This window comes from Arthrobacter sp. UYP4, from assembly GCF_057291175.1.
Genome location: NZ_JBXAVU010000002.1, coordinates 139,826 through 165,848, shown reverse-complemented (window position 1 = coordinate 165,848; position 26,023 = coordinate 139,826). Strand labels below are relative to the sequence as shown.

General features: G+C 71.6%; 25 protein-coding genes and 1 riboswitch. Of the genes, 18 read left to right on the top strand and 7 right to left on the bottom strand.

All coding sequences use genetic code 11. From position 1 onward, the window contains the following. The first annotated feature begins 2 nt into the window (after nucleotides 1-2). Both AC0Z9V_RS09605 and AC0Z9V_RS09600 read left to right on the top strand, forming a co-directional pair. Complete coding sequence (locus AC0Z9V_RS09605) at nucleotides 3-485, top strand: cation:proton antiporter regulatory subunit (protein WP_133082134.1); 483 nt, start codon at nucleotides 3-5, stop codon at nucleotides 483-485. A gap of 7 nt (nucleotides 486-492) precedes the next feature. Beyond that, nucleotides 493-1,683 (top strand): cation:proton antiporter, encoded by a 1,191-nt coding sequence (locus tag AC0Z9V_RS09600; RefSeq protein WP_459288145.1) that lies wholly within the window; start codon nucleotides 493-495, stop codon nucleotides 1,681-1,683. Nucleotides 1,684-1,692: 9 nt separating this feature from the next. On the opposite strand, the gene AC0Z9V_RS09595 is transcribed toward AC0Z9V_RS09600, so the two are convergent. Both AC0Z9V_RS09595 and hutH read right to left on the bottom strand, forming a co-directional pair. Further along, nucleotides 1,693-2,538 carry a siderophore-interacting protein gene (locus AC0Z9V_RS09595; protein WP_485141368.1) on the bottom strand — a complete coding sequence of 282 codons (846 nt, stop codon included), beginning with the start codon at nucleotides 2,536-2,538 and terminating at the stop codon, nucleotides 1,693-1,695. 49 nt (nucleotides 2,539-2,587) lie between these two features. Then, nucleotides 2,588-4,171 (bottom strand): histidine ammonia-lyase, encoded by a 1,584-nt coding sequence (hutH, locus tag AC0Z9V_RS09590; protein ID WP_485141367.1) that lies wholly within the window; start codon nucleotides 4,169-4,171, stop codon nucleotides 2,588-2,590. 100 nt (nucleotides 4,172-4,271) lie between these two features. Between hutH and AC0Z9V_RS09585 the strand changes: the two genes are divergently transcribed. The 7 genes from AC0Z9V_RS09585 (at nucleotide 4,272) to AC0Z9V_RS09555 (ending at nucleotide 11,863) form a co-directional block, all read left to right on the top strand. Continuing rightward, a complete protein-coding gene (locus AC0Z9V_RS09585; protein WP_485141366.1) occupies nucleotides 4,272-4,955 on the top strand; it encodes an IclR family transcriptional regulator in 684 nt (227 codons plus the stop codon). Next, entirely contained in the window at nucleotides 4,952-6,631 is a 1,680-nt protein-coding gene (gene hutU / locus AC0Z9V_RS09580; RefSeq protein WP_485141365.1) for a urocanate hydratase, read from the top strand. Before AC0Z9V_RS09585 ends, hutU begins: the two co-directional genes overlap by 4 nt. Before the next feature lie 33 nt (nucleotides 6,632-6,664). Then, complete coding sequence (locus AC0Z9V_RS09575; protein ID WP_485141364.1) at nucleotides 6,665-7,882, top strand: allantoate amidohydrolase; 1,218 nt, start codon at nucleotides 6,665-6,667, stop codon at nucleotides 7,880-7,882. 116 nt (nucleotides 7,883-7,998) lie between these two features. Continuing rightward, the gene (locus AC0Z9V_RS09570) at nucleotides 7,999-9,363 is read left to right on the top strand and encodes a formimidoylglutamate deiminase (RefSeq protein WP_485141363.1); all 1,365 of its coding nucleotides are present in this window, start codon (nucleotides 7,999-8,001) and stop codon (nucleotides 9,361-9,363) included. Further along, nucleotides 9,363-10,565, top strand: a complete 1,203-nt coding sequence (gene hutI, locus AC0Z9V_RS09565) for an imidazolonepropionase (protein ID WP_485141362.1) — start codon at nucleotides 9,363-9,365, stop codon at nucleotides 10,563-10,565. Before AC0Z9V_RS09570 ends, hutI begins: the two co-directional genes overlap by 1 nt. A 60-nt stretch (nucleotides 10,566-10,625) precedes the next feature. Further along, entirely contained in the window at nucleotides 10,626-11,435 is an 810-nt protein-coding gene (locus AC0Z9V_RS09560; protein WP_459288131.1) for a CPBP family intramembrane glutamic endopeptidase, read from the top strand. Between the two features lie 140 nt (nucleotides 11,436-11,575). Next, the gene (locus AC0Z9V_RS09555; RefSeq protein WP_133082143.1) at nucleotides 11,576-11,863 is read left to right on the top strand and encodes a DUF1540 domain-containing protein; all 288 of its coding nucleotides are present in this window, start codon (nucleotides 11,576-11,578) and stop codon (nucleotides 11,861-11,863) included. 77 nt (nucleotides 11,864-11,940) lie between these two features. Here the strand turns inward: AC0Z9V_RS09555 and AC0Z9V_RS09550 are convergent, their stop codons facing one another. Beyond that, nucleotides 11,941-12,582 carry a VOC family protein gene (locus tag AC0Z9V_RS09550; protein WP_133082144.1) on the bottom strand — a complete coding sequence of 214 codons (642 nt, stop codon included), beginning with the start codon at nucleotides 12,580-12,582 and terminating at the stop codon, nucleotides 11,941-11,943. Between the two features lie 143 nt (nucleotides 12,583-12,725). Continuing rightward, nucleotides 12,726-12,842, top strand: a riboswitch (SAM riboswitch). A gap of 81 nt (nucleotides 12,843-12,923) precedes the next feature. On the opposite strand from AC0Z9V_RS09550, the gene AC0Z9V_RS09545 reads away from it, so the two are divergent. The 3 genes from AC0Z9V_RS09545 to AC0Z9V_RS09535 all read left to right on the top strand — a co-directional run bounded on the left by AC0Z9V_RS09545 (nucleotide 12,924) and on the right by AC0Z9V_RS09535 (nucleotide 15,759). Next, nucleotides 12,924-14,243, top strand: a complete 1,320-nt coding sequence (locus AC0Z9V_RS09545; protein ID WP_459288129.1) for a bifunctional o-acetylhomoserine/o-acetylserine sulfhydrylase — start codon at nucleotides 12,924-12,926, stop codon at nucleotides 14,241-14,243. Nucleotides 14,244-14,249: 6 nt separating this feature from the next. Then, nucleotides 14,250-15,392, top strand: coding sequence for a homoserine O-acetyltransferase MetX (gene metX / locus AC0Z9V_RS09540; protein ID WP_485141361.1), 1,143 nt, complete (start codon nucleotides 14,250-14,252; stop codon nucleotides 15,390-15,392). Between the two features lie 124 nt (nucleotides 15,393-15,516). After that, entirely contained in the window at nucleotides 15,517-15,759 is a 243-nt protein-coding gene (locus tag AC0Z9V_RS09535) for a hypothetical protein (protein ID WP_485141360.1), read from the top strand. A gap of 45 nt (nucleotides 15,760-15,804) precedes the next feature. On the opposite strand, the gene AC0Z9V_RS09530 is transcribed toward AC0Z9V_RS09535, so the two are convergent. After that, entirely contained in the window at nucleotides 15,805-16,638 is an 834-nt protein-coding gene (locus AC0Z9V_RS09530) for an SGNH/GDSL hydrolase family protein (protein WP_485141675.1), read from the bottom strand. Between the two features lie 134 nt (nucleotides 16,639-16,772). On the opposite strand from AC0Z9V_RS09530, the gene AC0Z9V_RS09525 reads away from it, so the two are divergent. Beyond that, on the top strand, nucleotides 16,773-17,453 hold the full coding sequence (locus AC0Z9V_RS09525) for an alpha/beta hydrolase (protein ID WP_459269229.1): 681 nt from the start codon (nucleotides 16,773-16,775) through the stop codon (nucleotides 17,451-17,453). A gap of 38 nt (nucleotides 17,454-17,491) precedes the next feature. Here AC0Z9V_RS09525 and AC0Z9V_RS09520 read toward each other — a convergent pair whose 3' ends face one another. Then, a complete protein-coding gene (locus AC0Z9V_RS09520) occupies nucleotides 17,492-17,722 on the bottom strand; it encodes an RNA-binding S4 domain-containing protein (protein ID WP_133082148.1) in 231 nt (76 codons plus the stop codon). A 39-nt stretch (nucleotides 17,723-17,761) separates the two neighbouring features. Here AC0Z9V_RS09520 and AC0Z9V_RS09515 point away from each other — a divergent pair, with 39 nt between their 5' ends. The 3 genes from AC0Z9V_RS09515 (at nucleotide 17,762) to AC0Z9V_RS09505 (ending at nucleotide 21,216) form a co-directional block, all read left to right on the top strand. Next, nucleotides 17,762-18,724, top strand: a complete 963-nt coding sequence (locus AC0Z9V_RS09515) for a DMT family transporter (protein ID WP_133082149.1) — start codon at nucleotides 17,762-17,764, stop codon at nucleotides 18,722-18,724. A gap of 192 nt (nucleotides 18,725-18,916) precedes the next feature. Beyond that, nucleotides 18,917-20,305, top strand: a complete 1,389-nt coding sequence (locus AC0Z9V_RS09510; protein ID WP_485141359.1) for a glycine--tRNA ligase — start codon at nucleotides 18,917-18,919, stop codon at nucleotides 20,303-20,305. Further along, nucleotides 20,305-21,216 carry a GNAT family N-acetyltransferase gene (locus AC0Z9V_RS09505; RefSeq protein ID WP_485141358.1) on the top strand — a complete coding sequence of 304 codons (912 nt, stop codon included), beginning with the start codon at nucleotides 20,305-20,307 and terminating at the stop codon, nucleotides 21,214-21,216. The genes AC0Z9V_RS09510 and AC0Z9V_RS09505 overlap by 1 nt, the downstream gene beginning before the upstream one ends. Before the next feature lie 105 nt (nucleotides 21,217-21,321). Here AC0Z9V_RS09505 and AC0Z9V_RS09500 read toward each other — a convergent pair whose 3' ends face one another. Together AC0Z9V_RS09500 and AC0Z9V_RS09495 are read right to left on the bottom strand one after the other, a co-directional pair. Next, nucleotides 21,322-22,137 carry a lysophospholipid acyltransferase family protein gene (locus AC0Z9V_RS09500; RefSeq protein WP_485141357.1) on the bottom strand — a complete coding sequence of 272 codons (816 nt, stop codon included), beginning with the start codon at nucleotides 22,135-22,137 and terminating at the stop codon, nucleotides 21,322-21,324. A 230-nt stretch (nucleotides 22,138-22,367) separates the two neighbouring features. Continuing rightward, nucleotides 22,368-23,099: an alpha/beta hydrolase gene (locus AC0Z9V_RS09495; protein ID WP_485141356.1), complete on the bottom strand. Its 732-nt coding sequence runs from the start codon at nucleotides 23,097-23,099 to the stop codon at nucleotides 22,368-22,370. 153 nt (nucleotides 23,100-23,252) lie between these two features. Between AC0Z9V_RS09495 and AC0Z9V_RS09490 the strand changes: the two genes are divergently transcribed. Together AC0Z9V_RS09490 and dusB are read left to right on the top strand one after the other, a co-directional pair. Further along, the gene (locus AC0Z9V_RS09490) at nucleotides 23,253-24,623 is read left to right on the top strand and encodes a YibE/F family protein (RefSeq protein WP_485141355.1); all 1,371 of its coding nucleotides are present in this window, start codon (nucleotides 23,253-23,255) and stop codon (nucleotides 24,621-24,623) included. An 86-nt stretch (nucleotides 24,624-24,709) separates the two neighbouring features. Next, the gene (dusB, locus tag AC0Z9V_RS09485; protein WP_459269233.1) at nucleotides 24,710-25,951 is read left to right on the top strand and encodes a tRNA dihydrouridine synthase DusB; all 1,242 of its coding nucleotides are present in this window, start codon (nucleotides 24,710-24,712) and stop codon (nucleotides 25,949-25,951) included. Nucleotides 25,952-26,023: the final 72 nt, after the last annotated feature.

The following is a 26,023-nucleotide window of genomic DNA, read 5'->3' as shown; positions in this document are numbered from 1 at the left end:
GCATGAACGTCATCGAAACGCGCCTTCCGGGCATCGGAGTGCGGCGGGAGATCGTCACGGGCTCCGGCCGGAGGGTGGGGATCGTCGCGCAGCGCGACGGCGACCTCGACCTCATCATCTCCAAGGCCGGCGACCCCGACGCGTGCGTCGCCTCCATCCCGCTGACCCCGGACGAGGCGGCGACCATCGGCAATCTCCTCGGTTCGCGCCAGCTCGTCGCGCAGCTGACGGAGGAGCACCGCGACCTTCCCGGCGTCTCCACGCGCCAGTTCCTGATCGAGCGCGGCTCACCGTTCGACGGCCGCCCCCTCGGGGACACACGCATGCGGTCACGGTCCGGTGCGTCGCTCGTCGCCGTGCTGCGCTCCGGCCAGGTACAGGCCTCACCCACGCCCGATTTCACGCTCGCCGCCGGCGACCTGCTGGTGGTGGTGGGCACGTCCGAGGGCCTCGACGCCGCAGCGGACATCCTGCGCAACGGCTGAGCCGCCTGTGCACACGACCGCCCTCACCCTGATCGAACTCGGCGCAATCCTCCTGTTCCTCGGGATCCTCGGGCGGCTCGCCGGCCGGATCGGGCTCTCACCGATCCCGCTCTACCTCATCGGAGGCCTGTTCTTCGGGCAGGGCGGGTTCATCGAACTCGACGGAGTGATCGAGTTCAGCGAGGTCGCCAGCGAGATCGGCGTGGTGCTGCTCCTGCTGATGCTCGGCCTCGAGTACACGGCGAAGGAGCTGGTGACAGGCCTCCGCCAGTCCTGGCTGGCCGGCATCGTGGACTTCGCCCTGAATTTCACGCCGGGCGCGCTCGTCGCCGTCGTCCTGGGCTGGGGTCCCGTCGCCGCGCTCGTGATGGGCGGGGTCACCTACATCTCGTCCTCGGGCATCGCCGCGAAGGTCATCAGCGACCTCGGCAGGCTCGGCAACCGGGAGACGCCCACCGTCCTCGCGATCCTCGTCTTCGAGGACCTCGCCATGGCCATCTACCTCCCCGTCCTGACGGCCGTCCTCGCCGGCCTCAGCTTCGCCGGCGGCCTGGGCACCGTGGGCATCTCGCTGCTCGTGGTCACGCTCGTGCTGGTCATCGCCCTGCGGTGGGGCAACGTCGTCTCGGCCGTCGTGGACAGCACCGACCGGGAGGTGTTCCTCCTGACCCTCATCGGCGCCGCGCTCCTCGTCGCGGGCCTCGCCTCCGCCCTCCAGGTCTCCGCGGCCGTCGGCGCGTTCCTGCTCGGCATCGCCATCTCGGGCGCGACGGCGGAGAACGCCGCGCGCATCCTCGAACCCCTGCGGGACCTGTTCGCCGCCATCTTCTTCGTGGTGTTCGGGCTCAACACGGATCCGTCGTCGATCCCTCCGGTCCTCGCCTTCGCGTTGCTCCTGGCCCTCGTCACGTCGGTCACGAAGATCGCGACCGGCTGGTGGGCCGCGGGACGGCAGGGCATCGGCAGGCTCGGGCGCGCACGTGCAGGCGCAGCGCTCGTGGCGCGCGGCGAGTTCTCCATCGTCATCGCGGGACTCGCGGTGGCGTCCGGGGCCGTCCTTCCCGACCTCGCCGCCCTGGCCACGACCTACGTGCTGCTCATGGCCGTCCTCGGACCCGTCCTGGCACGCCTCGCGGAACCCGCCATGGACCTGCTGGACCGGCGCCCGAGGAGGCGCCCGCAGGAGATGACGGCCTAGGGCGCCGTCCTAGTCGTCGAGGATCTTGCCGATCCGCTCCCGCTTCTCCGCCTGGAAGGTGTCCTCCTCGCGGCCGTAGGCCCAGTACCCGGACAGGGAGACCTGCGAGCGCGCCAGGCCTTTCTCCTTGAACAGGACGTCGCGGAGGGCCTTCATGGCGCCACGCTCGCCGTGCACGAAGGCGTCGACGGCGCCCTCGAGCCACGGCCCGGCGGCGACGGCGTCCGCCAGCAGCGTCGTCGTGCCGGCCGGCCGACCGTCCCGCTGGAGCCAGTGCAGCTCGAGGCCCGCGGGCGCGACGAGGGGGAGGATGTCGGCGGCGCTGTCCACCTCGAGATAGGCGTGCCCCAGGGCGTGCGGGTGGAGCGCCTCGATGCCGGCCGCGATCGCCGGAAGGGCGGAGTCGTCCCCGACGAAGAGGTGCCAGTCGGCGTCCTGGTCCGGCGACCACTTGCCGGACGGGCCCATCAGCACGAGGGCGTCCCCCGGGGAGGCCTTCGCCGCCCACGGACCGGCGACGCCCTCGTCGCCGTGGACCACGAAGTCGATGGCGAGCCGCTGCTCGGCGGGGTCGAGCCAGCGGATGGTGTAGGTCCGCTTCACCAGGCGGTCCTCGGCCGGCAGCGCGTCCTTCAGTGCCGCGAGGTCGTAGGGCGGTACCAGCCCGAGTTCCGGCTTCGCGAAGAGCAGCTTGGCGTACTTGTCCGTGGCGTCGCACTCCTGCAGGTCGGCGAAGCCCGGTCCGCCCGCCACCACCCGCACGAGGTGCGGACTCAGCCACCGGGTCTCCAGGACCGTGAGGACGGCCTGTGGGCGAGGGGGCTTGCGGAACGGTTCGGACACGGGCGAGGACATGGAGCGGCGCTTCTTTCCGGGGAGAGTGGTTAGCCCACCCTAACAAGCTTCACGGGAGGGGTGCTGGGAGCACGGCCGTCGCGGCCGCGAGCAGCGCGCCGTCGTCCACGAGCAGGCGGGCCGCCTCGATCTCCGGAGCGAGGTAGCGGTCCGTGCCGGGACCCTCGACATCGGCGCGCAGCCGGGCCCGCACGGCGGAGATCGGAGCGGAACTGCGCAGGCCACCCTCGGCGCCCGCCCCGCCGTCGCGCATGTCCAGGGCCCGTGCGGCCGTGAGGATCTCGATGGCGAGCACCCGGGTCAATCCGTCGATCGCCCTGCGCAGCTTCAGGCCCGCGGCCCAGCCCATCGACACGTGGTCCTCCTGCATCGCGGACGAGGGGATGGAGTCGACCGATGCCGGGGCGGCGAGCCGCTTCAGCTCGGACACGATGCCCGCCTGCGTGTACTGCGCGATCATGTGGCCCGAGTCCACGCCGGGGTCGTGGGCGAGGAACGCATTGAGCCCGTGGCTGCGGGACTTGTCGAGGAACCGGTCCGTGCGTCGTTCGCTCATGGAGGCGACGTCGGCGACGGCGATCGCCAGGAAGTCCAGGACATAGCCCACGGGTGCGCCGTGGAAGTTCCCGTTCGACTCGATGCGCCCGTCCGGGGTGATCACCGGGTTGTCGATGGCGGAGCCCAGTTCGATCGCGGCGACGGATTCGGCGTGGGCCAGGGTGGCGCGCGCGGCGCCGTGCACCTGGGGAGCGCACCGGAGGGAGTAGGCGTCCTGGACGCGCGTGAAGCGGTGCCGCCCGGTCTCCGAGGTCAGCTGCTCGGCGATGAGCGGGGATCCCTCGAGGAGGGCTCGGATGGACGCGGCGGAGGCCACCTGGCCCGGGTGCGGGCGCAGCGCATGGAGGTCTTCGGCGAAGACCGCATCGGTCCCCAGGAGCCCCTCCACGCTCATCGCCGCCGCGAGGTCCGCGGTCGTGAGGAGGCGGTGCAGGTCGGCCGCGGCGAGGACCAGCATGCCGAGCATGCCGTCCGTCCCGTTGATGAGGGCCAGGCCCTCCTTCTCGCGCAGTTCCACCGGGGCGATGCCTGCAGCGGTGAGGGCCTCGGCGGCGGGGACGAGCTCCCCGGACCGGGTCCGCACGGCGCCCTCGCCCATGAGCGCCAGGGCGACGTGGGAGAGCGGGGCGAGATCCCCCGAGCAGCCGAGGGAGCCGTACTCCCCGATGACCGGCGTGATCCCGGCGTTCAGCAGGGCGGCGTAGGTGGACGCCACAACCGGACGCACGCCCGTGCGTCCGGTGGCGAGGGTCGAGAGCCGGCCGAGCATGAGGCCGCGCACCACTTCGCGGTCCACCTCGGCACCCGAGGACGCCGCGTGGCTGCGGATGAGGCTGCGCTGGAGCTGGCTCCGCTGGTCGAGCGGGATGTGCTTGGTCGCGAGCGCGCCGAATCCGGTGGAGACGCCGTAGTGCGGTGTGCCGTCGTCCACGAGGGACTCGATGACGGCGCGGGACGCGGCCATCGCGGACAGGGCGTCCGCCGCGAGCTCCACCTCCGCGCCATGACGCGCCACTGCGACGACGTCGGCGGGGGACAGCGGGCCGGTCCCGACGATCACGGAGGGGTGCGACATGGTGCCTCGGTTCCTGCGGCTCGCGCCGCTCTTGCCATTGAATGAAAAGGACGTTTCAATAAGTGAAATATATGGCAGGGCTGAATGCAAGGAGGCGACCATGGCAGAATCCTCGACCCGCACCGTCGAGCGGGCGCTCGTGCTCCTCGGGGCCGTCTGCGACGCCGGGTCGCTGACGCTCGCGGACGCCGCGCGGGAGACGGACCTGTCGGCGTCGACGGCCCTGCGCCTGTTGCGCACACTCGAGGGGACGGGATTCGTGCGCCGTGACGCGCTCGGCGCCTACCGGCCCGGACTCCGCGTGGTGCAGCTGGGAGCGCAGGCCCTGGGCCACGAGTCGCTCGTCTCCCTCGCCGAACCCGCACTCGAGCGCCTCGTGGACCGGACGGGCGAATCGGCCTACCTCAGCGTCCCGTCGCACGACGGCGAGGGCGTGTACCTGGCCATGCGCGAGGGCACCCACTCCGTCCGCCACGCCAGCTGGGTGGGCCGGAGCATCCCGCTCGCCGGGACCGCCGTGGGCGCCGTGCTGACCGGCAGCCCGGCCACCGACGGGTTCGTCGTCGTCCGCGACGGCGTCGAGGCGGACGTCACGGCCATCGCCGCGCCGGTGTCACCCGGCGCACGGACCGTCGCCGCCCTCAGCGTGGTCGTCCCCAGCTACCGCATCACCGAGGCGGAGGCACACCGTATCGGTGCGCTCGTCGCGCAGGAGGCGGCCACGCTCCTGACGCGGCAGGACGCCGCCGCCCTGACCGAGGACCTGACAGGAGAACCAGCATGACCAGCAGCACGACGACCCCCACGCACGATCCCTCCCGCTCCATCCGCGCGGCCCGCGGCACGCAGCTGACGGCGAAGAGCTGGCAGACGGAAGCGCCGCTGCGCATGCTGATGAACAACCTCGACCCGGAGGTCGCCGAACGGCCCGAGGACCTCGTGGTCTACGGCGGGACGGGCCGCGCGGCCCGCAGCTGGGAGGCCTACGACGCGATCGTCCGTACGCTCGAGACGCTCGACGACGACGAGACGCTCCTCGTCCAGTCCGGCAAGCCCGTGGGCGTGTTCCGCACCAACCCCTGGGCTCCGCGCGTGCTGCTCGCCAACTCCAATCTCGTCGGGGACTGGGCCACCTGGCCGGAGTTCCGTCGCCTCGAGGCCGAGGGCCTGATGATGTACGGGCAGATGACCGCGGGCTCCTGGATCTACATCGGCACGCAGGGCATCCTGCAGGGCACGTACGAGACGTTCGCCGCGATCGCCCGCAAGCGGTTCGGCGGGAGCCTCGCCGGCACGCTGACGCTCACCGGCGGCTGCGGGGGCATGGGCGGCGCCCAGCCGCTCGCCGTCACCCTGAACGGCGGGGCCGTCCTCATCGTCGACGTCAGCGAGGCGCGCCTGCGCCGCCGCGTCGCGAAGCGGTACCTGGACACCGTCGCGGGCTCGCTCGACGACGCCGTCGCGCAGGTCCTCGCCGCGAAACGCGAGAGGCGCGCGCTGTCCGTCGGCGTCGTCGGCAACGCCGCGACCGTCTTCCCCGAACTGCTGCGGCGCGGACTCGACGTCGACATCGTCACCGACCAGACCTCCGCCCACGATCCGCTGAGCTACCTGCCGGAGGGCATCTCGCCCGACGAGTGGGACCGCGAGGCGACGGCCGACCCCGACGGGTTCACGAAGAAGGCGCAGGTGTCCATGGCCCTCCAGGTCGAGGCGATGGTGGGCTTCCTGGACGCCGGCGCCGAGGTCTTCGACTACGGCAACTCCATTCGGGACGAGGCCCGCACGGGGGGCTACGGGCGGGCATTCGACTTTCCCGGCTTCGTGCCCGCCTACATCCGGCCCCTGTTCTGCGAGGGACTCGGCCCGTTCCGCTGGGTGGCGCTCTCGGGGGACCCGGCGGACATCGCCGTCACCGACGCCGCCCTCAAGGAGCTGTTCCCCGACAACGCGCACCTGCACCGCTGGCTCGACGCCGCCGCGGAGCACGTCGAGTTCGAGGGCCTGCCGGCGCGCATCTGCTGGCTCGGCTACGGTGACCGCGCGAAGGCCGGCCTGCTGTTCAACCGGCTGGTCGCCGAGGGCAGGGTCTCGGCGCCGATCGTCATCGGCCGCGACCACCTCGACTCCGGGTCCGTCGCCTCCCCCTACCGCGAGACGGAGGCGATGGCCGACGGCTCGGACGCCGTCGCCGACTGGCCCCTCCTGAACGCCCTGCTGACGACGTCGTCGGGCGCCACCTGGGTGTCCATCCACCACGGCGGCGGCGTCGGGATCGGTCGCTCCATCCACGCCGGGCAGGTCTCGGTCGCGGACGGGACCGACCTCGCCGCCCAGAAGCTCGAGCGGCTCCTGACGAACGACCCGGGGATGGGCGTCATCCGCCACGTCGACGCCGGCTACGAACGTGCCCGGGAGGTCGCCGCCGAACGCGGCGTGCGCATCCCCATGCAATCCTGAGAAGTCCCACCCGCCACCACCGGAAGGCATCCCGTGCAGACCGTCTCCTCAGTCCTCGACTCCATCAGCGACGTCGGCCGCGACGCGACCCGCGGCGGGTACTCCCGTGGCGTGTACACGGGTGCCGAGCTCTCCCTGCGCGAGTGGTTCGCCGCCGAGGCGCAAGCCCGCGGGCTGTCCGTGGAGACCGACCGCAACGGCATCCTCTGGGCCTGGTGGGACGCGACGGACAGCCGGGACGGCGCCCTGGTGACCGGCAGCCACCTCGACTCCGTCCCCGGCGGCGGCGCCTTCGACGGGCCGCTCGGCGTCGCCTCGGCGCTCGTCGCCGTCGATCTCCTGCGGGAGCGGGGCGTGCAGCCGAACCGGTCGCTCGCCGTCACGGTCTTCCCCGAGGAGGAGGGCTCGCGGTTCGGGGTGTCCTGCCTCGGCTCCCGCCTGCTCACGGGAACGCTCGACCCCGACGCCGTCCGCTCCCTGACCGATACCGACGGCACCACCTTCGCCGAGGCCGCGCGGGCGGCCGGCGTCGATCCGACGCACCTCGGCCGCGACGAGGAGGCCATCCGGCACATCGGCGACTTCGTCGAGCTGCACGTGGAGCAGGGGCGCGGGCTGATCGACCTGGACTCCGCCGTCGCCGTCGGCTCCACCATGCTCGGCCACGGCCGCTGGCGGCTGTCCGTCACCGGACAGGGGAACCATGCGGGGACCACCCTCATGGCCGACCGCGCGGACCCGATGGTCGCCGCCGCCCAGGTGATCCTCGCCGCCCGGCGGATCGCCGCCGAGCAGGACGGCGCGCGGGCCACGGTGGGGCGCCTCCAGCCGGTACCGGGCGGCACGAACGTCATCGCGTCCCGCGTGGACTTCTGGCTCGACGTGCGCCACGAGGAGGACGCCGTCACCGCGGCCCTGATCGAGCGGATCCACGGGCAGGCGCAGAAGATCTGCGCCTTCGAGGGGTGCCGTGCCACGCTGACCGAGGAATCCCGCAGCACCACGGTGCACTTCGACGGCGCGCTGCAGCGCACGCTGGGCAACGCGCTCGGCCGCTCCTTCCCGGGCGCGCCGACGCTGCCGACGGGGGCCGGTCACGACGCGGGCATCCTCGGCAGCATCGCACCGACGGCGATGCTCTTCGTCCGCAACCCCACGGGCATCAGCCACTCGCCCGAGGAGTTCGTGGAGCGCGACGACGCCGATGCGGGTGCGACCGCCCTCGCGGACGTCCTCGAAGACCTCCTGTGACGCTGCTGAACGGCGGCGCCCGCCCAGAGCGCTGGCACGGGCCGGATCAGACAGCAAGCGGGCGGGATGCGGTCAGTGCCGTGTGGTGCGAGTCCGCCTGGCTGGGAGGCGACGGCGTGGCGGACGCGGTCCGCGTGGAGGTCGACGCCGACGGCACGGTGGTCGGCGTCGCGTCCGGTGTCCCGGCGCAGGCCGGCGACGTCGTCCTGTCCGGTGTGGCCTTCCCCGGTGCCGCGAACGCGCATTCGCACGCGTTCCACCGTGCCCTGAGGGGCCGTACCCACGACCGCGGCGGCACCTTCTGGACCTGGCGGGAGAGCATGTACCGCGCGGCGGCGGCCCTGACGCCGGAGCTCTACGAGGAACTGGCCACCGCCGCCTATGCGGAGATGGTCGCGGTGGGCTGGACCAGCGTCGCCGAATTCCACTACGTCCACCACCAGCCCGACGGCACACCCTACGGGCAGGGGGACTCCGGCCCGCACGCCATGGAGCTCGCCCTCGCGCGGGCGGCCGTCCGCGCGGGCATCCGGCTGACCCTGCTGGACACCTGCTACCTCGCCGGGGGCTTCGGGGCTCCCCTCGAGGAGGGGCAGCGCCGGTTCTCGGACGGCACCGCCGCGCAGTGGCTCGACCGGCTCGCGTCCCTCCGTGCCACGGTCGCCGCACTCCACCCGGCCCACCAGGTGTCCGTCGGTGCCGCCATCCACTCCGTGCGCGCCGTCCCCGAGGACCAGCTGGCCGTCATCGCACAGCACCTGCCGGCCGGGCTCCCCCTGCATGTCCACCTCTCCGAGCAGCCCGCGGAGAACGAGGACTGCCTCCGTGCCACCGGCCGCACCCCGACCGCCTTGCTCGACTCCTACGGACTCGTCGGGAGCCGGCTGTCCGCCGTCCACGCGACCCACGTCAGCGAGCGTGACATCGCCGTCCTCGCCGGTGCCGGGGCCGCCGTCGTCCTCTGTCCCACCACCGAGGCGGACCTGGCGGACGGCATCGGCCCGGCCGGCGACCTCCGCGCAGCGGGAGCGACGCTCGCCCTCGGCACCGACCAGCACGCCGTCGTGGACCCATGGCTGGAGATGCGGGCGCTGGAGCACGGGGAGCGCCTGCGCACCGGGCGGCGGGGTCACTTCGGACCGGAGCAGCTGCACGCCATCGCCTCTCTCGGCGGGGCAGCCGCGCAGGCCCGGCCGGGCGCCGGCTTCCGGCCCGGCCGCGCCGCCGACTTCATGGCCGTCGATCCGGGCACCGCGCGCACGGCCGGGTCCTCCCGGGAGCAGCTCGCCTACACCGCGACCGGCCAGGACGTCACGGGTGTCGTCGTCGGGGGAGTCCTCGTGGCGCGCGACGGCGTCCACACCACGCTGGGGAGGCCCGCCGACCTGCTGGTCACGGCCATCGCCCGGCTGGACGAGGCGGCGCAGAGGGAGCACGAGCCTGGCAGGAGCCCGGCGGGCCACAGCCGGGAGCAGCACTGATGTCCGTCCTCATCACGAACATCGGTGAGCTCCTCACCTCGGACCCCGACGGCACCACCCTGCGGGACGCCGCCGTGGTGTTCGAGGGCGAGCGCATCAGCTGGATCGGCCCGTCCGCGCACGCCCCTGCCGCCGACGAGAGCCACGACGCCGGTGGCCGTGCAGGCCTCCCGGGCTGGGTCGACAGCCACACGCACCTCGTGTTCGCCGGCGACCGGACGGCCGAGTTCGAGGCCCGCATGGCGGGGGAGTCCTACGCCGCGGGTGGTATCGCCGTCACCGTCGACGCGACACGTGCCGCCGGCGACTACGACCTCACGCGACTCCTGCTGGCCCGGGTCGCCGAGGCCGCGGCGGGCGGGACCACCTACCTGGAGACGAAGACGGGCTACGGGCTCGACGTCGAGCAGGAGGCGCGCAGTGCGCGCATCGCGGCAGGCGTCGTCGACGAGGTCACGTTCCTCGGTGCGCACCTCGTGCCGCGCGGGGAGGACGCGGACCACTACACCGACCTGGTGTGCGGGCCCATGCTCGACGCCGTCCGCCCCTATGTCCGCTGGGCCGACGTCTTCTGCGAGACGGGAGCCTTCACCGCCGAGCAGTCACGCCGCGTGCTCTCCGCCTCCGCCGCAGCCGGCCTCGGCCTGCGCGTGCACGGCAACCAGCTGGGACCGGGCGACGGCGTCGCGCTCGCCGTCGAGTTCGGCGCCGCCAGCGTGGACCACGTCAACCACCTGACCGACGACGACGTCGAGGCGCTCGCCGGTACCTGGGCCGGCTTCGCTGCGCTGGGCGAACCCGGCACGGCGGCCACCTGCCTGCCCGCCTGCGACCTCTCCACGCGCCAGCCGTTCCCGCCCGCCCGGAGGCTCCTCGACGCCGGCGTGCAGCTCGCGATCGCCAGCAACTGCAACCCCGGTACGTCGTTCACGAGCTCGATGGCCTTCTGCGTGGCCACCGCCGTCCTCCAGATGGGCCTCACCGTGCAGGAGGCGGTCCGCGCCGCGACCTTCGGCGGAGCGCTCGCGCTGCGGCGCCACGCGGGCGACGACGAGGACGGCCGGCGCGCGGTCGGCTCCCTGGCCGTCGGGCACCGTGCAGACCTGCAACTGCTGAACGCGCCCTCGGCCACGCATCTCGCATACCGGCCGGGCATGCCGCTCGTCCATGCCGTCTGGCGGGCCGGGAGCCGCGTGCGGTAGGGGAGGCAGGCGGATGTCCGCGGACTGGGAATCACCAGCCGCCGCTGGAAGGATAGCGCCATGACTGCCGAGTCCTCCCCGTCCGCTCCAGCAGCACCGGGCGGTGCCGTCCACCCGGAGCCACCCGTCCCGAGGCGCCGCATCACCGCCGAGCTGCTCATCGTCTTCGGCCTGTCCCTCGGACAGTCCGGTGTGTACGCGATCGTGAGCCTGGCCGAGAAGCTGACGCGCGGCCCCCTCGCCGCGCAGACCACCACGCTGAACCCGGTGCTCGACGACCGGCAGTACTTCGACCTCACCTACCAGCTGCTGGGAATCTTCTTCGCCCTGGTGCCGGTGGCCCTGGTCCTGTTCCTGCTCAGTGGCCACGGGGTCTCGGCGTTCCGGCGCCTCGGCCTCACGTTCGAGAGGCCCCTGCGGACCATGGGGTTCGGGATCGGCCTGGCGGCGGTCATCGGTATCGGCACGCTCGGGGTCTATGCCGGCGGCCGCGCGCTCGGCATCACCACCGCGCTGGTGCCCGCCGCGCTCGACACCTACTGGTGGACGATCCCCGTGCTCATCCTCTCGGCGGTCCGGCACGCCGTGCTCGAGGAGGTCATCGTGGTGGGGTACCTGTTCCTCCGGCTGCGGGAGCTCGGCTGGTCGACCCCGGCCATCGTCCTCACGAGCGCCCTGGTGAGGGGCAGCTACCACCTGTACCAGGGGTTCGGGCCCTTCCTCGGCAACGTGCTCATGGGCCTGCTGTTCGCCTGGTTCTACACGCGCAGCCGTCGGGTGATGCCGCTCGTCCTGGCACACGCGCTCATCGACATCACGGGTTTCGTCGGATTCACCCTGCTCGGTCCCGCCATCGGGATCGGCGGGTGACCGCCTGAGCGAAGCCTTACCTTCGGTCATTGCGCACGCCGATCATGACTAAATTATCCGGTGGACGCGGTGTTACCGTGAGTCCGTTCAGCGAAGCGGCGGCCCCGATCGGGGCCTCACCGGACCAGCCAGGAGGAATCATGAGCGTCGTCACCAGTGTCTCTGAATGCAGCGTCCACAACTGCTCCTTCAACCACGACGGCTGCACCGCCGTCGCCATCACCGTGTCGGGCAGCGAGGAACACGCGTCCTGCGCCACGTTCATCGACACGTCCATCAGCGGCGGGCTGCCCAAGATGCTCGCGCACGTCGGAGCGTGCCAGCGATCCGAGTGCAGCTACAACCACGACCTGCTGTGCAGCGCCCCGGCCGTCAAGGTGGGCCCCGGCGCCGAGGCCGCGGACTGCCTGACCTACACCCACGCCTGATCACTCCTCACCACAGCAGCGACACAGCAGAAGGGACCGGACATCATGTCCGGTCCCTTCTGCGTCCGCGGCGGAGGTCAGATCTCGATGCGGCCGTCGGCGGTCTCGAAGGTCACGGACATGATGCCCGGGGTGCCGTTGGGTGCGATCCACTGGACCTGGACGCCGTCGAGGGTCTCCTCGACCTCCGTGCCGAGCCATTCCGTGACGCGCTCGGACGAGCCGGCGATCGTGAGGCAGTCCAGCTTGACCGTCGCAGGACGGGCCTTCGACGGGTGCAGGGACTCGGTGCCCTCGTCCCAGCGGAGCAGATAGGGCACCTGCGGATCCGCGATGAGGCCCTTGATGCCGATCTGCTGCCAGGTCAGCTCCTGGCCGTCCGGGAACTTGCGGTTGCCGGGAACCGCACCGCGGCCGAGCCGCTCCTCGAAGGGTCCCAGGTCGTCGACGGCGACGCACCAGCCCATCCAGCCTCCACCGGCCTCGGAACGCGCCCGCACGGCCTGGCCGAACGGCGCCTTGTCCGACGCGGGGTGGTTGAGGACCTCGACGACCTCCAGGTACTGGCCGTTGACCAGCGGGAAGATCATGTTGCGGGTGCCGAAGCGGGGGTGCACACCGCCCTTCACCGGTTCCATGCCGAGCCTGGCCGAGATCCGGTCGGCGGTCGCAGCAAGTCCATCGGGTTCGCAGGCATAAGAGACGTGGTCCAGGCGCATGCCGATATTTTGGCACTAAGTGATCTGCGTCTCGACTAAGGCTTGCCTTACCCGTTCGACCGACCGCAGAAGGGGGTGAGCCGCTCCTTCACGGAGGGTCACACGGGTTGCCGGATGCGCCCCGATGGGCTTTCATGAATGCAGGTCATGAGTGCCAGCACGAAGCCCCGGCTTGCTGGCCGGCAACCCTCCAACCGCGGTGGGGTGCCCCGGGTGAAGACCAGGTTCGGCGCCACACCGGCGTCGTGCAAGCGCGGGCTCCTGCGGGCCCGGTCTCCTGGAACGGTGTCCACCGACGGGAGCATCGGAACCCGGCGGAGCCCCTTCCTACAGGGAGCACCATGTCCGACGATTGGTCCTTCGAGACACGCCAGATCCACGCCGGCCAGGTGCCGGACACCGCCACGGGAGCGCGTGCGCTGCCCATCTACCAGACGTCGTCATTCGTCTTCCCGAGTGCCGAGAGCGCCGCGAACCGGTTCTCGCTGACGGAACTCGCGCCCATCTACACGCGCATCGGCAATCCCACGCAGGAAGCGGTGGAGACGCGGATCGCGAGCCTCGAGGGCGGCGTCGGCGCGCTGCTCCTGGCCTCCGGCCAGGCGGCGGAGACCTTCGCGGTGCTGAACATCGCCGAGGCGGGTGACCACATCGTGGCGAGCCCGAGCCTCTACGGCGGCACGTACAACCTCTTCAAGCACACGCTGAAGAGGTTCGGCATCGAGACCACCTTCGTCGAGGACCCCGACGACCTCGAGCAGTGGCGCGACGCCGTCCGGCCGAACACCAAGCTCTTCTTCGGGGAAGTCGTGTCCAACCCCCGGCAGGACGTCCTCGACATCGAGGGCATCAGCGCGGTCGCGCACGAGAGCGGGATCCCCCTGATCGTGGACAACACGCTGTCCACGCCGTACCTGATCCGGCCCATCGAGTGGGGTGCGGACATCGTGGTGCACTCCGCGACGAAGTACCTCGGGGGCCATGGCAATGCCATCGCCGGGGTCATCGTCGATTCGGGGAACTTCGACTTCGCCCAGTACCCCGAGCGCTTTCCGGGCTTCAACACCCCGGACGAGAGCTACCACGGACTCGTCTACGCACGGGACCTCGGTGTCGGCAGCGCCCTCGGCGCCAACCTCGCCTACATCCTCAAGGCCCGCGTCCAGTTGCTGCGCGACCTCGGCTCGTCCGTGTCGCCGTTCAACGCCTTCCTCATCGCGCAGGGTCTGGAGACCCTCAGCCTGCGCGTGGAGCGCCACGTGCAGAACGCCCAGGCCGTCGCCGAGTGGCTCGAGGGGCACGACGACGTCGAGCGCGTCTCCTATGCGGGCCTCGCCTCGAGTCCCTGGTACGAGCGCGGCAGGAAGTACGGGCGGAACAACGGCACGGGCGCGATCGTCAGCTTCGACATCGTCGGGGGACTCGAGGCCGGCAAGCGCTTCGTCGACGGGCTGGAACTCCACTCGCACGTCGCGAACGTGGGCGATGTGCGCTCGCTCGTGATCCACCCGGCGTCCACGACCCACAGCCAGCTGGGGGCTGAGGCGCAGCTGACCGCCGGAGTGCGCCCGGGCCTCGTGCGCCTCTCCGTGGGCCTCGAGAACATCACCGACATCCTCGCCGACCTCGACGCGGGCTTCCGCGCCGCCAAAGGAGCCTAGCCCTTCGTGACGACCTACCCTCCTGCTCCGCTGCACCCCGGGATCGACGGCGCACGCCCTCCGGGGGACGGGCTCCTGCGCATCGCGCCGATCGGTCCGCTGGCCCTGGAGACGGGCGGCACGCTGCCGGACGTGCAGCTCGCCTTCGAGACCTGGGGCCGGCTGAACCGGGACGGGTCGAACGCCGTGCTCGTGCAGCATGCCCTGACCGGCAGCTCGCACGTGGCACGCGGCGACTCGGAGGAGGAGGGCTGGTGGGATTCGCTCGTGGGTCCCGGCCGCACGGTGGACACCGACCGGTACTTCGTGGTGTCGATCAACATGCTGGGAGGCTGCTACGGCTCGACGGGGCCGGCCAGCCTCGCGCCCGACGGGACGCCGTGGGGCTCGCGCTTCCCCCTGATCACCATCCGGGACTCCGTCCGGGCCGAGGCCCTGCTGGCCGACCGGCTCGGCATCGATCGGTGGCACTCGGTCCTCGGCGGCTCGATGGGCGGGGCGCGCGCCCTGGAATGGGCACTCATGTATCCGCAGCGCGTTCAGCGGTGCGCCGTCATCGCCTGCACCGCCGCCAGTTCGGCCGAACAGATAGCGTTCGCCCAGGCCCAGGTGCAGGCGATCCGGCTCGATCCCGCCTACCGCCGCGGCGACTACTACGACGGTGCCCGTCCGGAGGCGGGCCTCGGCATCGCCCGGCGGATCGCGCACATCACCTACCGCTCGGAACACGAGCTGGAGGCGCGCTTCGGTCGCGCGGAGCAGGACACCGAACAGCCGTTCGGCGCCGTCCTGCCCGCCGACCGCGGTCGCTACCAGGTGGAGAGCTACCTCGACCACCAGGCGGACAAGCTCGTGGGCCGGTTCGACGCCAACAGCTACGTGATCCTGACCGAGGCACTGATGAGCCATGACGCGGCGCGCGACCGCGGCACGCTCGACGACGCCCTGGGCACCGCGACGGCGGAGTTCTTCGTCGCGGCCGTGGACTCGGACCGGCTGTACTACCCTGTGCAGTCGAGGCGCCTGGCCGCCGGGCTGCCGGGCGAGGTGCCCGTCCACATGATCTCCTCACCGGTGGGCCACGACGCCTTCCTGACGCAGATCCACCAGCTCGACGCGGACCTCCGGGCCGCCTTCTACACCCGGTAGCAGATACCGGTTGGGTTTCCACGGACCGGCACCTAGTCTTGGAGGTAAGCCTGCTTAGGAACTCGCGGCAGGCAGGTCCCGGGTCGACGTCCCGGGACCACCGACGTCGAAAGAGGAGCTGTTCATGGAACTGAGCACCATTGGCTGGAACCAGGAAGCACGCGACAAGATCCTGCTGGACTCCGACCGCGCGCTGCAGGGGGCGGTCCGCGAGGCCGTGGAGACGATGGACGGCAAGTCCCGCGACGAGGTCTACGAATTCCTCTTCCAGAAGCTGCAGCCGCAATTCGTCGACTTCAAGCCGGGGCCGGACCTCAGCGCGTGCGCCGACGCCGTGGCCAACGGTGAGGTCTCCCTCGACAGCTAGGAACGACGGGCTGCGCCGCCGGGAGGACTGACCGCCCGGCGGCGGTCAGTCCGCAGCACCCGGCGGCATGCCCGGCCCGAAGATCGGTGCGACGTCCGGCCGCTTCGCGAGGACGCCGTCGCCCGACGACCGGTGCCGGAGCCTGCGCAGGACCCACGGCACGAAGTACTCCCGGGCCCACACGAAGTCCTCCGCCCGCGCCTCCCGCCACGTGCGGGCCGGGAGCTCCTTCGGATGCAGCGGCTCGAGCGTGTGCCGTACGGCGAGGGTGTCCAGGACCATCGCGGCGATGGTGTGGTGGCCGAGCGGCGAGAAGTGCAGGCGGTCGGAGGACCACATCTGGGTGTTGAGCAGTTGCCGCAGCGCCCACATGTCCGCGATCACCGCTTCGTGGCGGGCGGCGACGGTCCGCAGGTTCTCGTTGTAGATGGCCGTCTTCGACCGGATGCTGCCGAGGACGGTCTCCCGGACGTCAGGTCCGGTGAACAGGACGACGGTCGCGCCGGACGCCGAGAGCGTGGCGACGACGGCGTCGAGCCGCTCGGCAAGCTCATCCGGATCGCCGCCGGGCCGCAGCAGGTCGTTGCCGCCGGCCGAGATGGTGACCAGATCCGGCCGCAGCGCCAGGGCGGGCTCCACCTGCTGGTCCACGATCTGCTGCAGCAGGCGGCCGCGCACCGCCAGGTTGGCATAGGCGAAATCGGTCTGTCCCCGGGCCAGTTCCTCGGCCACGCGGTCGGCCCAGCCACGATTGCCCCCGACACTGTCGGGATTGGGGTCGCCGATCCCCTCGGTGAAGGAGTCCCCGAGGGCCACGTAGCGGTGCCAGGGATGGGGCTCGGGGTTCAGGCTCGCATCGATCCCGGCCCCGTTGGGAATGGAATCGGTCCCGGGGGAGTCGGGGACTGCAGCAGGTGTAGGGCTCACCACGACATTCTCCAACTGTCGGGGAGCCGGCGCCAACGCCGATCGTCCGGCCGGTGGCCCGGGCGGACCGTGCCAAAATAGGAGCCATGACTGAACCAGCCCCCGGCACGACTGCGCCCTCCACGAGCTCCTGGGATCCGGTGGTCCTCTGGTCGAAGCCCGAGTCCGAGCGGGAAGGCACGCCGCTGCTCGTCCTGTTCCACGGCTACATGGCCAACGAGGAGGACCTGATGGGGCTGACGGACCACCTTCCGGCCGATTTCACCGTGGCGTCCGTCCGAGCCCCGCAGGCTGAAGGGCCGGGCTTCTCGTGGTTCCCGCTGTCTCGCGGGGCCGACTACTCGGTCGACCGCGTGGTGGAGAGCGTCACCGCCGTGGCCCGGTGGCTCGACACCGTCCGGGCTTCCCACTCCAGCGTCAGCCTCCTGGGCTTCTCCCAGGGCATGGCCGTCGCAACGTCGCTCCTGCGCCACCGGCCCGGCGACTTCGCCTGCGTCGTCGGACTCTCGGGGTTCATCGTGCCGTCCGAGGGCCACGCGTTCTTCCGCGACGACGACGCGGCCGCCGCGCCCGTGCAGTTCTTCTGGGGCCGGGACCAGGAGGACCAGGTCATCACGCCGGAGATGGTCGACCTCACGCACGCCTGGCTGACCACGCACACGAAACTGACGAAGATCCTCTACTCGAACATGTTCCACAGCATCAACCTGCAGGAGCTCGCCCACGTCCGCGAGTTCCTGAGCATGACGGTCCTCGGGCGCCGCTGAGCCTGTGCGGTGCTCCGTCAGCGGGCCGGCCGGCGGTACTAGGACTTGGTCAGGCGGACCGTCTCGCCGTTGACGCTCACGGTGTCACCGGGATGGAGCTGGCGGCCCCGGCGCTCCTCGATCTCGCCGTTGACCTGCACCAGCCCGTTGTCGATCAGGGCCTTGGCCTCCACGCCGTCCTCGGCGAGCGAGGCGAGCTTGAGCAGCTGTCCGAGCCGGATCATGTCGTCGCGGATGGACAGTTCGGTGGTGGCTGCGTTCTCGGTCATGCATCCATGATGCCCGACGGCGGCTACTAGGCTGTACGGGTGTCAGATGCGCGTGTGCTTCCCCCAGCCGTCGGTTTCCCCCTCGCCCTCGCGGCAGGACTCGCCATCCCCGTCCAGGGCAGGATCAACGGAGCGCTCGGCACCGTGCTCGACGACGGCATCGCCGCCGCGCTGATCAGCTTCGGCACGGGCCTCGTGGTGATGGTGGTCCTCACACTGGTGCTCCCGAGCGCACGGGCCGGAGCCCGCCAGATCCTCCCGTCGGTGCGCGAGCGCCGCTTCCCGCCCTACTACGTGGCCGCCGGTGCGATCGGCGCCTTCTTCGTCTTCTCCCAGTCGCTGACCATCGGGATCCTCGGCGTCGCCCTGTTCACCGTCGCGGCCGTCATGGGCCAGTCACTGAGCGGCCTCCTCGTCGACCGGGCGGGGATCGGACCCGGCGGCAAGCGCGCCGCGACGCCCATGCGGGTGATCGGCGTGGTGCTGACGGTCCTGTCCGTCGTCTGGGCCGTCTCCCCGCGCTTCGGTGCCGCCGGAGAGGTGACGGAGTGGCTCGTCCCCGTCCTGCTCCCTGTCGCCGCCGGCGTCCTGATGAGCTTCCAGCAGGCCATGAACGGCACGGCGGCCCTCCACTACGGCACGCCGCTCGCGGCCACCCTGATGAACTTCATCGCCGGCACCGCCGTGCTGCTGACGGCCTGGCTCATCAAGGTCGCCGTCGCGGGCCCGGGCAACCCCCTGCCGTCCGAGTGGTGGTACTACCTCGGCGGGCCCATGGGCTGCATCTTCATCGCGCTCGGTGCGCTGCTCGTACGCAGCCTCGGCGTCCTGCTCACGGGCCTGTGCATGATCGGCGGGCAGCTCGTCGGCTCACTGCTGCTGGACCTGGTGTTCCCGGCTCCCGGCACCATCATCGTGTTCGCCACGATCGCCGGGACGCTGCTGACCCTCGGCGCGATCATCCTCACCACCCTGCCCTGGCCGCGGCGGACACGACCCTGACGACCGGTCCGTCCGGCCGGAGGGGCAGGCAGGGGCCGGCCGGGACCGGCCGGGACGGGCCGGTGCGGAGCAGGACGGACCCGGTAGGCTTGCGGGGTGGCTTTCCGGCCCCCGCAGGGGTGGACGGCCCGTGCACGCGACCCCCACCTGCGGACCGCACCCAGCGGCCTGCTCAGAACTGGAGAAGAACCCATGGCAGCAGCCAAGTCAGCACTCGACCCCATCATCTCCCTCGCCAAGCGGCGCGGCTTCGTGTTCCAGTCGGGGGAGATCTACGGCGGTTCCCGCTCTGCCTGGGATTACGGACCCCTCGGTGCCGAGTTCAAGGAAAACATCAAGCGGCAGTGGTGGCAGACCATGGTGCGCGGACGCGAGGACGTCGTCGGGCTCGATTCCGCCGTGATCCTTCCCCGCCAGGTCTGGGAGGCCTCCGGGCACGTCGAGGTCTTCAGCGATCCGCTCGTGGAGTGCCTGTCCTGCCACAAGCGCTACCGCGCGGACCACCTCGAGGAGGAGTACGAGGAGAAGAAGGGCCGCGCACCGGAGAACGGCCTGAAGGACATCACCTGCGCCAACTGCGGCACCAAGGGCCAGTGGACCGAACCCCAGGAATTCTCGGGACTGCTCAAGACGTTCCTCGGCCCGGTCGCCTCCGAGGAGGGCATGCACTACCTGCGCCCGGAGACCGCGCAGGGCATCTTCGTGAACTTCAACAACGTCCTCACCACCGCGCGCAAGAAGCCGCCGTTCGGCATCGGCCAGATCGGCAAGAGCTTCCGCAACGAGATCACGCCGGGCAACTTCATCTTCCGCACGCGCGAGTTCGAGCAGATGGAGATGGAGTTCTTCGTCGAGCCGGGCACCGACGAGGAATGGCACCGGTACTGGATCGACCAGCGCTTCTCCTGGTACACGGACCTCGGGATCAAGGCCGACAACCTGCGCCTCTTCGAGCACCCGCTCGAGAAGCTCAGCCACTACTCCAAGGGCACCACGGACATTGAGTACCGCTTCGGCTTCTCCGGCTCCGAGTGGGGCGAGCTCGAGGGCATCGCCAACCGTACCGACTTCGACCTCTCCACGCACTCGAAGCACTCCGGCACCGACCTCGGGTACTTCAACCAGGCGACCAACGAGCGCTACACGCCGTACGTGATCGAGCCCGCGGCCGGCCTGACCCGCTCCTTCATGGCCTTCCTCGTGGACTCCTACACCGAGGACGAGGCGCCCAACGCCAAGGGCGGCGTGGACAAGCGCACCGTGCTGAAGCTCGATCCGCGCCTGGCCCCCGTCAAGGCCGCCGTGCTGCCGCTCAGCCGCAACGAGGACCTCTCCCCGAAGGCGAAGGACCTCGCGGCGCAGCTGCGCAAGGGCTGGAACATCGACTTCGACGACGCCGGGGCCATCGGCCGCCGCTACCGCCGCCAGGACGAGATCGGCACGCCGTTCTGCATCACCGTGGACTTCGACACGCTCGAGGACCAGGCGGTCACGATCCGCGAGCGCGACACCATGGCCCAGGAGCGCGTGTCCCTCGACCAGGTACAGGGATACCTCGCCGCGCGCCTGATCGGAGCCTGATGGCCCTCGAATACCGCGCCTGGCAGGAAGGGGACGACCTCGAGCTCATCCAGCTCTGGGGCGGGCCCGAGTCGGCGGCGGCCGAGCAGTTCCGCGGATCCTTCCGCACGCCGTCGGACAGCCCGTGGAACCGCTGCATCACCGTGGTCGACCAGGGCATCCCGGTCGCGGCCGGCTGCGTCTACGGCGCGGCGCTCCACCCGGACCGGCTCTGGTGCTACATCGAGGTCGCCGAGGACCACCGTCGGGCAGGCGTCGGCTCGACACTCCTCACGATGCTCCAGCACGAAGCGGCCGCCTCGCCGTCGGGCGTCACGGCGCTGCGCTCGAAGGTGACGCCCGGGACCACGGGCGCCGCCTTCGCCCGGGCGACCGGCTTCGGCACCCTCCAGCGTTCCCGGCTCGTCGTCGTCGGGCCGGGGGCGCTCGCTGCCCCCTCCTTCGACGACGACGCCGGCCCGCAGCTCGAGGAGGCGGCCACCGGATCCGTGGAACTGACGCGGGCGCTCGCGACCTTCTACGAGTCCGTGCACGCGTGGGACCGCGCGGACATCAGCCTGGGTCGCGCGCAGCAGCTGTTCCTGGGCGATGGGAGCGGAGCAGGCGGAGCGATCGTGCTGCGTGACCGGCCGAAGGCCGACGGCGGGGCCATCGCGGCCTTCGCGGTCAGCTACACGCAGGCCCGGACCGACGACCCGGCGGACGTCCTGCTCGGCTACGACACGACGCTCGCGCCGCAGGAGCAGCAGGCGGCCGTCGCCACCATGATCGCCATGCTCGTGCACCAGTACCCCATCCAGCTCGAGGTCGACGACTCCATGGAGGCGCTGGTCGCCGTCGTCGAACCGCTGCTGGCGACGGGCGCGGCCCGGCTCGCCGGACCGGAGACACTGGTGGTCGCGACGGCCTGAGCGCCGGAAGCGGCCGGACACCACGGGTGCCACGCGACCGTCCGACGACAGAGAGGGCCGCTCCCGGTCCGGCGACCAGGAGCGGCCCTCCGTCGTCCCGCTGCGTCAGCCGCGGTCGTGCCGGCCGGCCTTCCTGTCCGCGATGTCGGCCGCCTCGCGCTCGGCGTCGGTCAGGGCGCTGCCGCCGAGGTGCGCAGGCATCCACCAGGCAGCCGGCCCGGGGGTCAGCGGGAAGTCGGCGATGCACGTCGTGATGCCGTCCTGCAGCTCCTGGCGCAGCTTCTCCGTCTCCTCGGCGACATCGAGCCCGGGCGCATGGTGGATGGCAGGGCCGATGTGGACGCGGACGGGGGACTTCCAGGCCCGACGGACGGAGAAGCCGTGGCCGCGCGTCAGCAGCCTGTGCGCTCCCCACACGGAGATGGGGATGACCGGGACGCCGGCTTCAGCGGCGAGCCGTACGGGGCCGGTCTTGAGCTCGCGGACGGTGTAGCTGCGGGACACACCGGCCTCCGGCAGGACCGCGACGTACTCGCCGGCGCGCAGCTTCGCGAGGGCGTCGTCGTATGCCTGGGCACCCGCCTTCCGGTCCGTGACCACGTGGCCGAGGCCGAACACGAAGGGGCTGACGAACCAGTGGTCCGCCGCACGCTTGGAGATCAGGTACCGCGCCTGGATGCGTGCATGGTTCCACAGGACCAGTTCCGCGAAGGCGAAGTCGAGGTACCCGAAGTGGGTGATGGCGACGACGGCGCCGTGCCCGGGCACCGCCTGACGCGAACGCCCGTCGAGGGGATCGGAGTCCGGCAAGTTCTCGGTGCCGGTGACCCGGACCTGCAGGCGGAGGGCCGCGAAGACGGTCTTGCCCGCGTACACCACGAACCGGTACATGCGGTCGCTCTGCCGCGGCTTCCATCCCATGGTCCGTTTCCTCTTCCGGTCGTCGGAGCGAGCGGAAGGGCCCGCTCGTACCGTGTCTGTACCCTTTGTACCCCGCCCGGCCGGACCTACGCCCGCCGGACCGTGCTTTTCCTGGGCGGGGGTCCGGCAGCCGGGTACACGGTCCGAACCCGGACCCGGACCCGCACCCGGACCCGCGACGGGACCGGTACCGCACCCGGACCCGCGACCGGACCGGTACCGGGCGGGACTCAGGCGGTGATGCCGAGCGGATCGGGAGCACGGTAGAGCCGGGCGGATGCCTCGAGCCGGCGAGCGTCGACGGCGGCACCTGTGTCGTCGGCGAAGTGGCTGAGGAGGAACGACGTACTCAGGCCGTGCCACACGGGGACGCGGCGAACCATGAAATGGCCTGCCCCGAGCATGCGCACGTAGTGGACGTCCCGGGCCACGCCCTGGGCGCGGCGGGCGAAGGACAGGGACGCCGTCGGACTCGTCCACCGGTCCTGGTCACCATGCAGGATGAGGACGCTGCGGTCCCGCAGGGGTTCGACGGCGCTGGTCGGTCCGAGCCACGGGGCGAGCGCCGCCACGGCCCGGACCTGCGGATGGCCGGCGGCGGCGATGGCCGTCCGCCCTCCCATCGAGTGGCCGAGCAGGTAGACCGGCACCGACGGATGCGCTGCGGCGATGCGGTCCAGAGCCCAGCGGGCGTCCCCCAGCGCCGACTCGTCCGCGCCGTTCCACCCCCGGACCCGGTTGCGCAGGGCCCAGACGGCCAGGCCATGGACGGATCCCGCCGCTGCGAGCCGTGCCGCGAACGGACGCATCCGCAGGGGGCTGAGGTGCCGGGGCCGTACGGCCTCGAAACTGTCCGCCCGTCCGCCGTGCAGCACCAGCGCGACACCGCGGACGCCGTCGGACGCGCCGCTCACGGTGACGACGGGGTCGGAATCCTCCGCCCGTCCCGCACTCCGTGCCATCCGCCGTGCCATCCGCCGTCCCCTCCGCCCGCAGGCCGTCCGTGCCCCGGCACGTAGAATCCAAGGGCGTGCGCGGCGAGCGCGGCATCCGCCTGCACGCCACCAGCAGGAACCAAGCTACCCGTTCGAACCGATTCCAGCCGAGGGACATCCGTGGGCTCCAGCCACCTCCATACCACCGGGAATGCCGAGCCGTCGGCCTCCGCGATCGCCACGCGGCGGCGGGCGACCCTGCTGCTCTCGGGTCTCCTCGTACCGCTCGGGGTGATCACCCTCATCGCGATGGTGCTGCTCTGGCCGAGCGGAGACCGCACGTCCCTGTCGGTCGCGAACCCGTATGCCACGGCGGAGGGGGTCAGTTTCGACCGCGGGACCGTCCTGGCCGTCCGCGAAGGGGACTGTCCCTCCTCCCGGCCCACCGTGGACGCGGGCGGCACCGCGCAGATCTGCACCATCGCCGACACGCAGCCCGCGCTCGGCGGCGACCTCGTCCCCGTCGAGGTGACGCCGGAGCTGGCGAGGACCAATGCGGTCGAGGCGGGCGACGAGATCCGCTACCTGAACCTCGCGAACGTCCTCCAGGGCGGAGCCGCACCGTACGTGTTCGTCGACTTCGTCCGCTCGGTGCCGATCGTCGCGCTCGCCGTCGGGTACGCCGTCGTCGTGGTCGCGGTGGCACGCTGGCGCGGCCTGCGAGCCATGATCGGCCTCGTCGGTGCGCTCGTGATCCTCGCGCAGTTCGTCCTGCCCGGGCTCGTCGAGGGCAAGCCGCCCCTGCTGCTCGGGCTCGTGGGATCCGTGGTGATCATGTACGGCGTGCTCTACTTCGCGCACGGCGTCTCCGCCCGGACCTCCACGGCGCTGCTCGGGACGGTCTTCGGCCTCGGTGTCACCGCGGCCCTCGCCGCCTGGACCACGGACGCCGCCCACCTGACGGGTGTGGGGGACGAGAACGCGTACACGCTCGTCAACGCGTCCGACGAGCTGTCCATCTCCTCGATCATCCTGTGCGGCCTGATCATCTCGGGCCTCGGAGTGCTCAACGACGTCACCATCACGCAGTCCTCCTCCGTGTGGGAGCTCCACGAGCTCGCGCCGAACACCTCCGGGCGCCGCCTCTTCGCCTCCGCCATGAGGATCGGGCGCGACCACATCGCCTCGACGGTCTACACGATCGCGTTCGCCTACGCCGGGGCGGCGCTGCCCGTGCTGATCCTCGTCTCCCTCTACGACCGTGCCCTCCTCGACACCCTCACCAGTGGCGAACTGGCGGAAGAAGTGGTGCGCACCCTGGTGGGTTCGATCGGTCTCGTCCTCGCCATCCCGCTCACCACCGCGATCGCGGTGCTGGTGGTGAAGGCGGTCGGGCCGAGGACGGCGGATGGTGGATCGGGCGACGGCCCGGCCGGGAGCGGGACGACGCCGGCGGTCCTCGCGGCGGGAGCGGGGACGCTGCCGCCGGGCGGGCGCCTCGTGGGGCTCGGCGAGCGGAGTGCCCGCCGGGCGGCGGAGCAGGACGCATGACGAACGCCTGGCGGAAGGCCGCCCGGGAGCGCAGGCGCACAGCGGACACCGCCACCGGATTTGCGGCGCCTTGCGACAATGGAGGGGTGACCGCAGTAACCACCCTCCCCGTCCCCTCCGGCGATCCCGGCTACGGCGACCCCGCGGCTGCGCTGCCCGAGGCAGCCGACGGCGCCCTGAAGCTCGACCTGCCCCCGCTCGCCCTGGGCGGCATCACCGTGGACACGCCGGTGATCCTCGCCCCGATGGCAGGCATCACCAACAAGGCGTTCCGCCGGCTGTGCCGCGAGTACGGCGGCGGGCTCTACGTGTCCGAGATGGTGACCTCCCGCGCGCTCGTGGAGCGCAGCCCGGAGTCGATGCGCATCATCTCGCACGACGACGACGAGAAGGTGCGCTCGGTGCAGCTGTACGGCGTCGACCCGAAGACCGTGGGGGCCGCGGTGCGCCTCCTGGTCGAGGAGGACCGCGCCGACCACATCGACCTCAACTTCGGCTGCCCCGTCCCGAAGGTCACCCGCAAGGGCGGGGGAGCGGCCCTGCCCTGGAAGCTCGACCTCTTCACGGGCATCGTGCAGACCGCCGTGCGGGAGGCGTCGAAGGGGAACGTGCCCCTCACCATCAAGATGCGCAAGGGCATCGACGAGGACCACCTGACGTTCCGCGAGGCCGGCAGGATCGCCCGGGACAGCGGCGTCGCCGCCGTCGCCCTGCATGGGCGCACCGCGTCCCAGTTCTACTCGGGCACGGCCGACTGGAACGCGATCGCCGAGCTGCGCGAGGCCCTGCCGGACATCCCCGTCCTCGGCAACGGGGACATCTGGAGTGCCGAGGACGCCGTGCGCATGGTGCGGCAGACCGGCGTCGACGGCGTCGTCATCGGCCGCGGCTGCCAGGGCCGTCCGTGGCTCTTCGGCGACCTCCGCCACGCCTTCGAGGGCAGCGCGGACCGGTACCGGCCGGGGCTGGGGCAGGTCGCGGACACCGTCTACCGGCACGCGGAGCTCCTCGTGGAGACCTTCGGCAGCGAGATGATGGGGCTGCGGGACATCCGCAAGCACATGGCCTGGTACTTCAAGGGCTACGTCGTGGGTGGGGAACTGCGCGCCAAGCTGGCCACGGTGCCCACCCTCGAGGTCCTGCGCGGGCTGCTCGACGAGCTCGACAAGGATTCGCCGTACCCGGGCCCGGACGCCGAGGGGCCCCGCGGCCGCGCAGGGTCCCCGAAGAGGACCGCGCTGCCCGAGCACTGGCTCGACGGCCGCGTCCTGGACGCAGCACAGCAGGCCGACATCGCCGCCGCCGAGGTGGACGTCTCCGGCGGCTGATCCGGGCTCCCGCCCGCCCCGCCCGATCCACAACGGCGCACGCCCCCGGGCCACTTCCCGATCGTTGCGCTA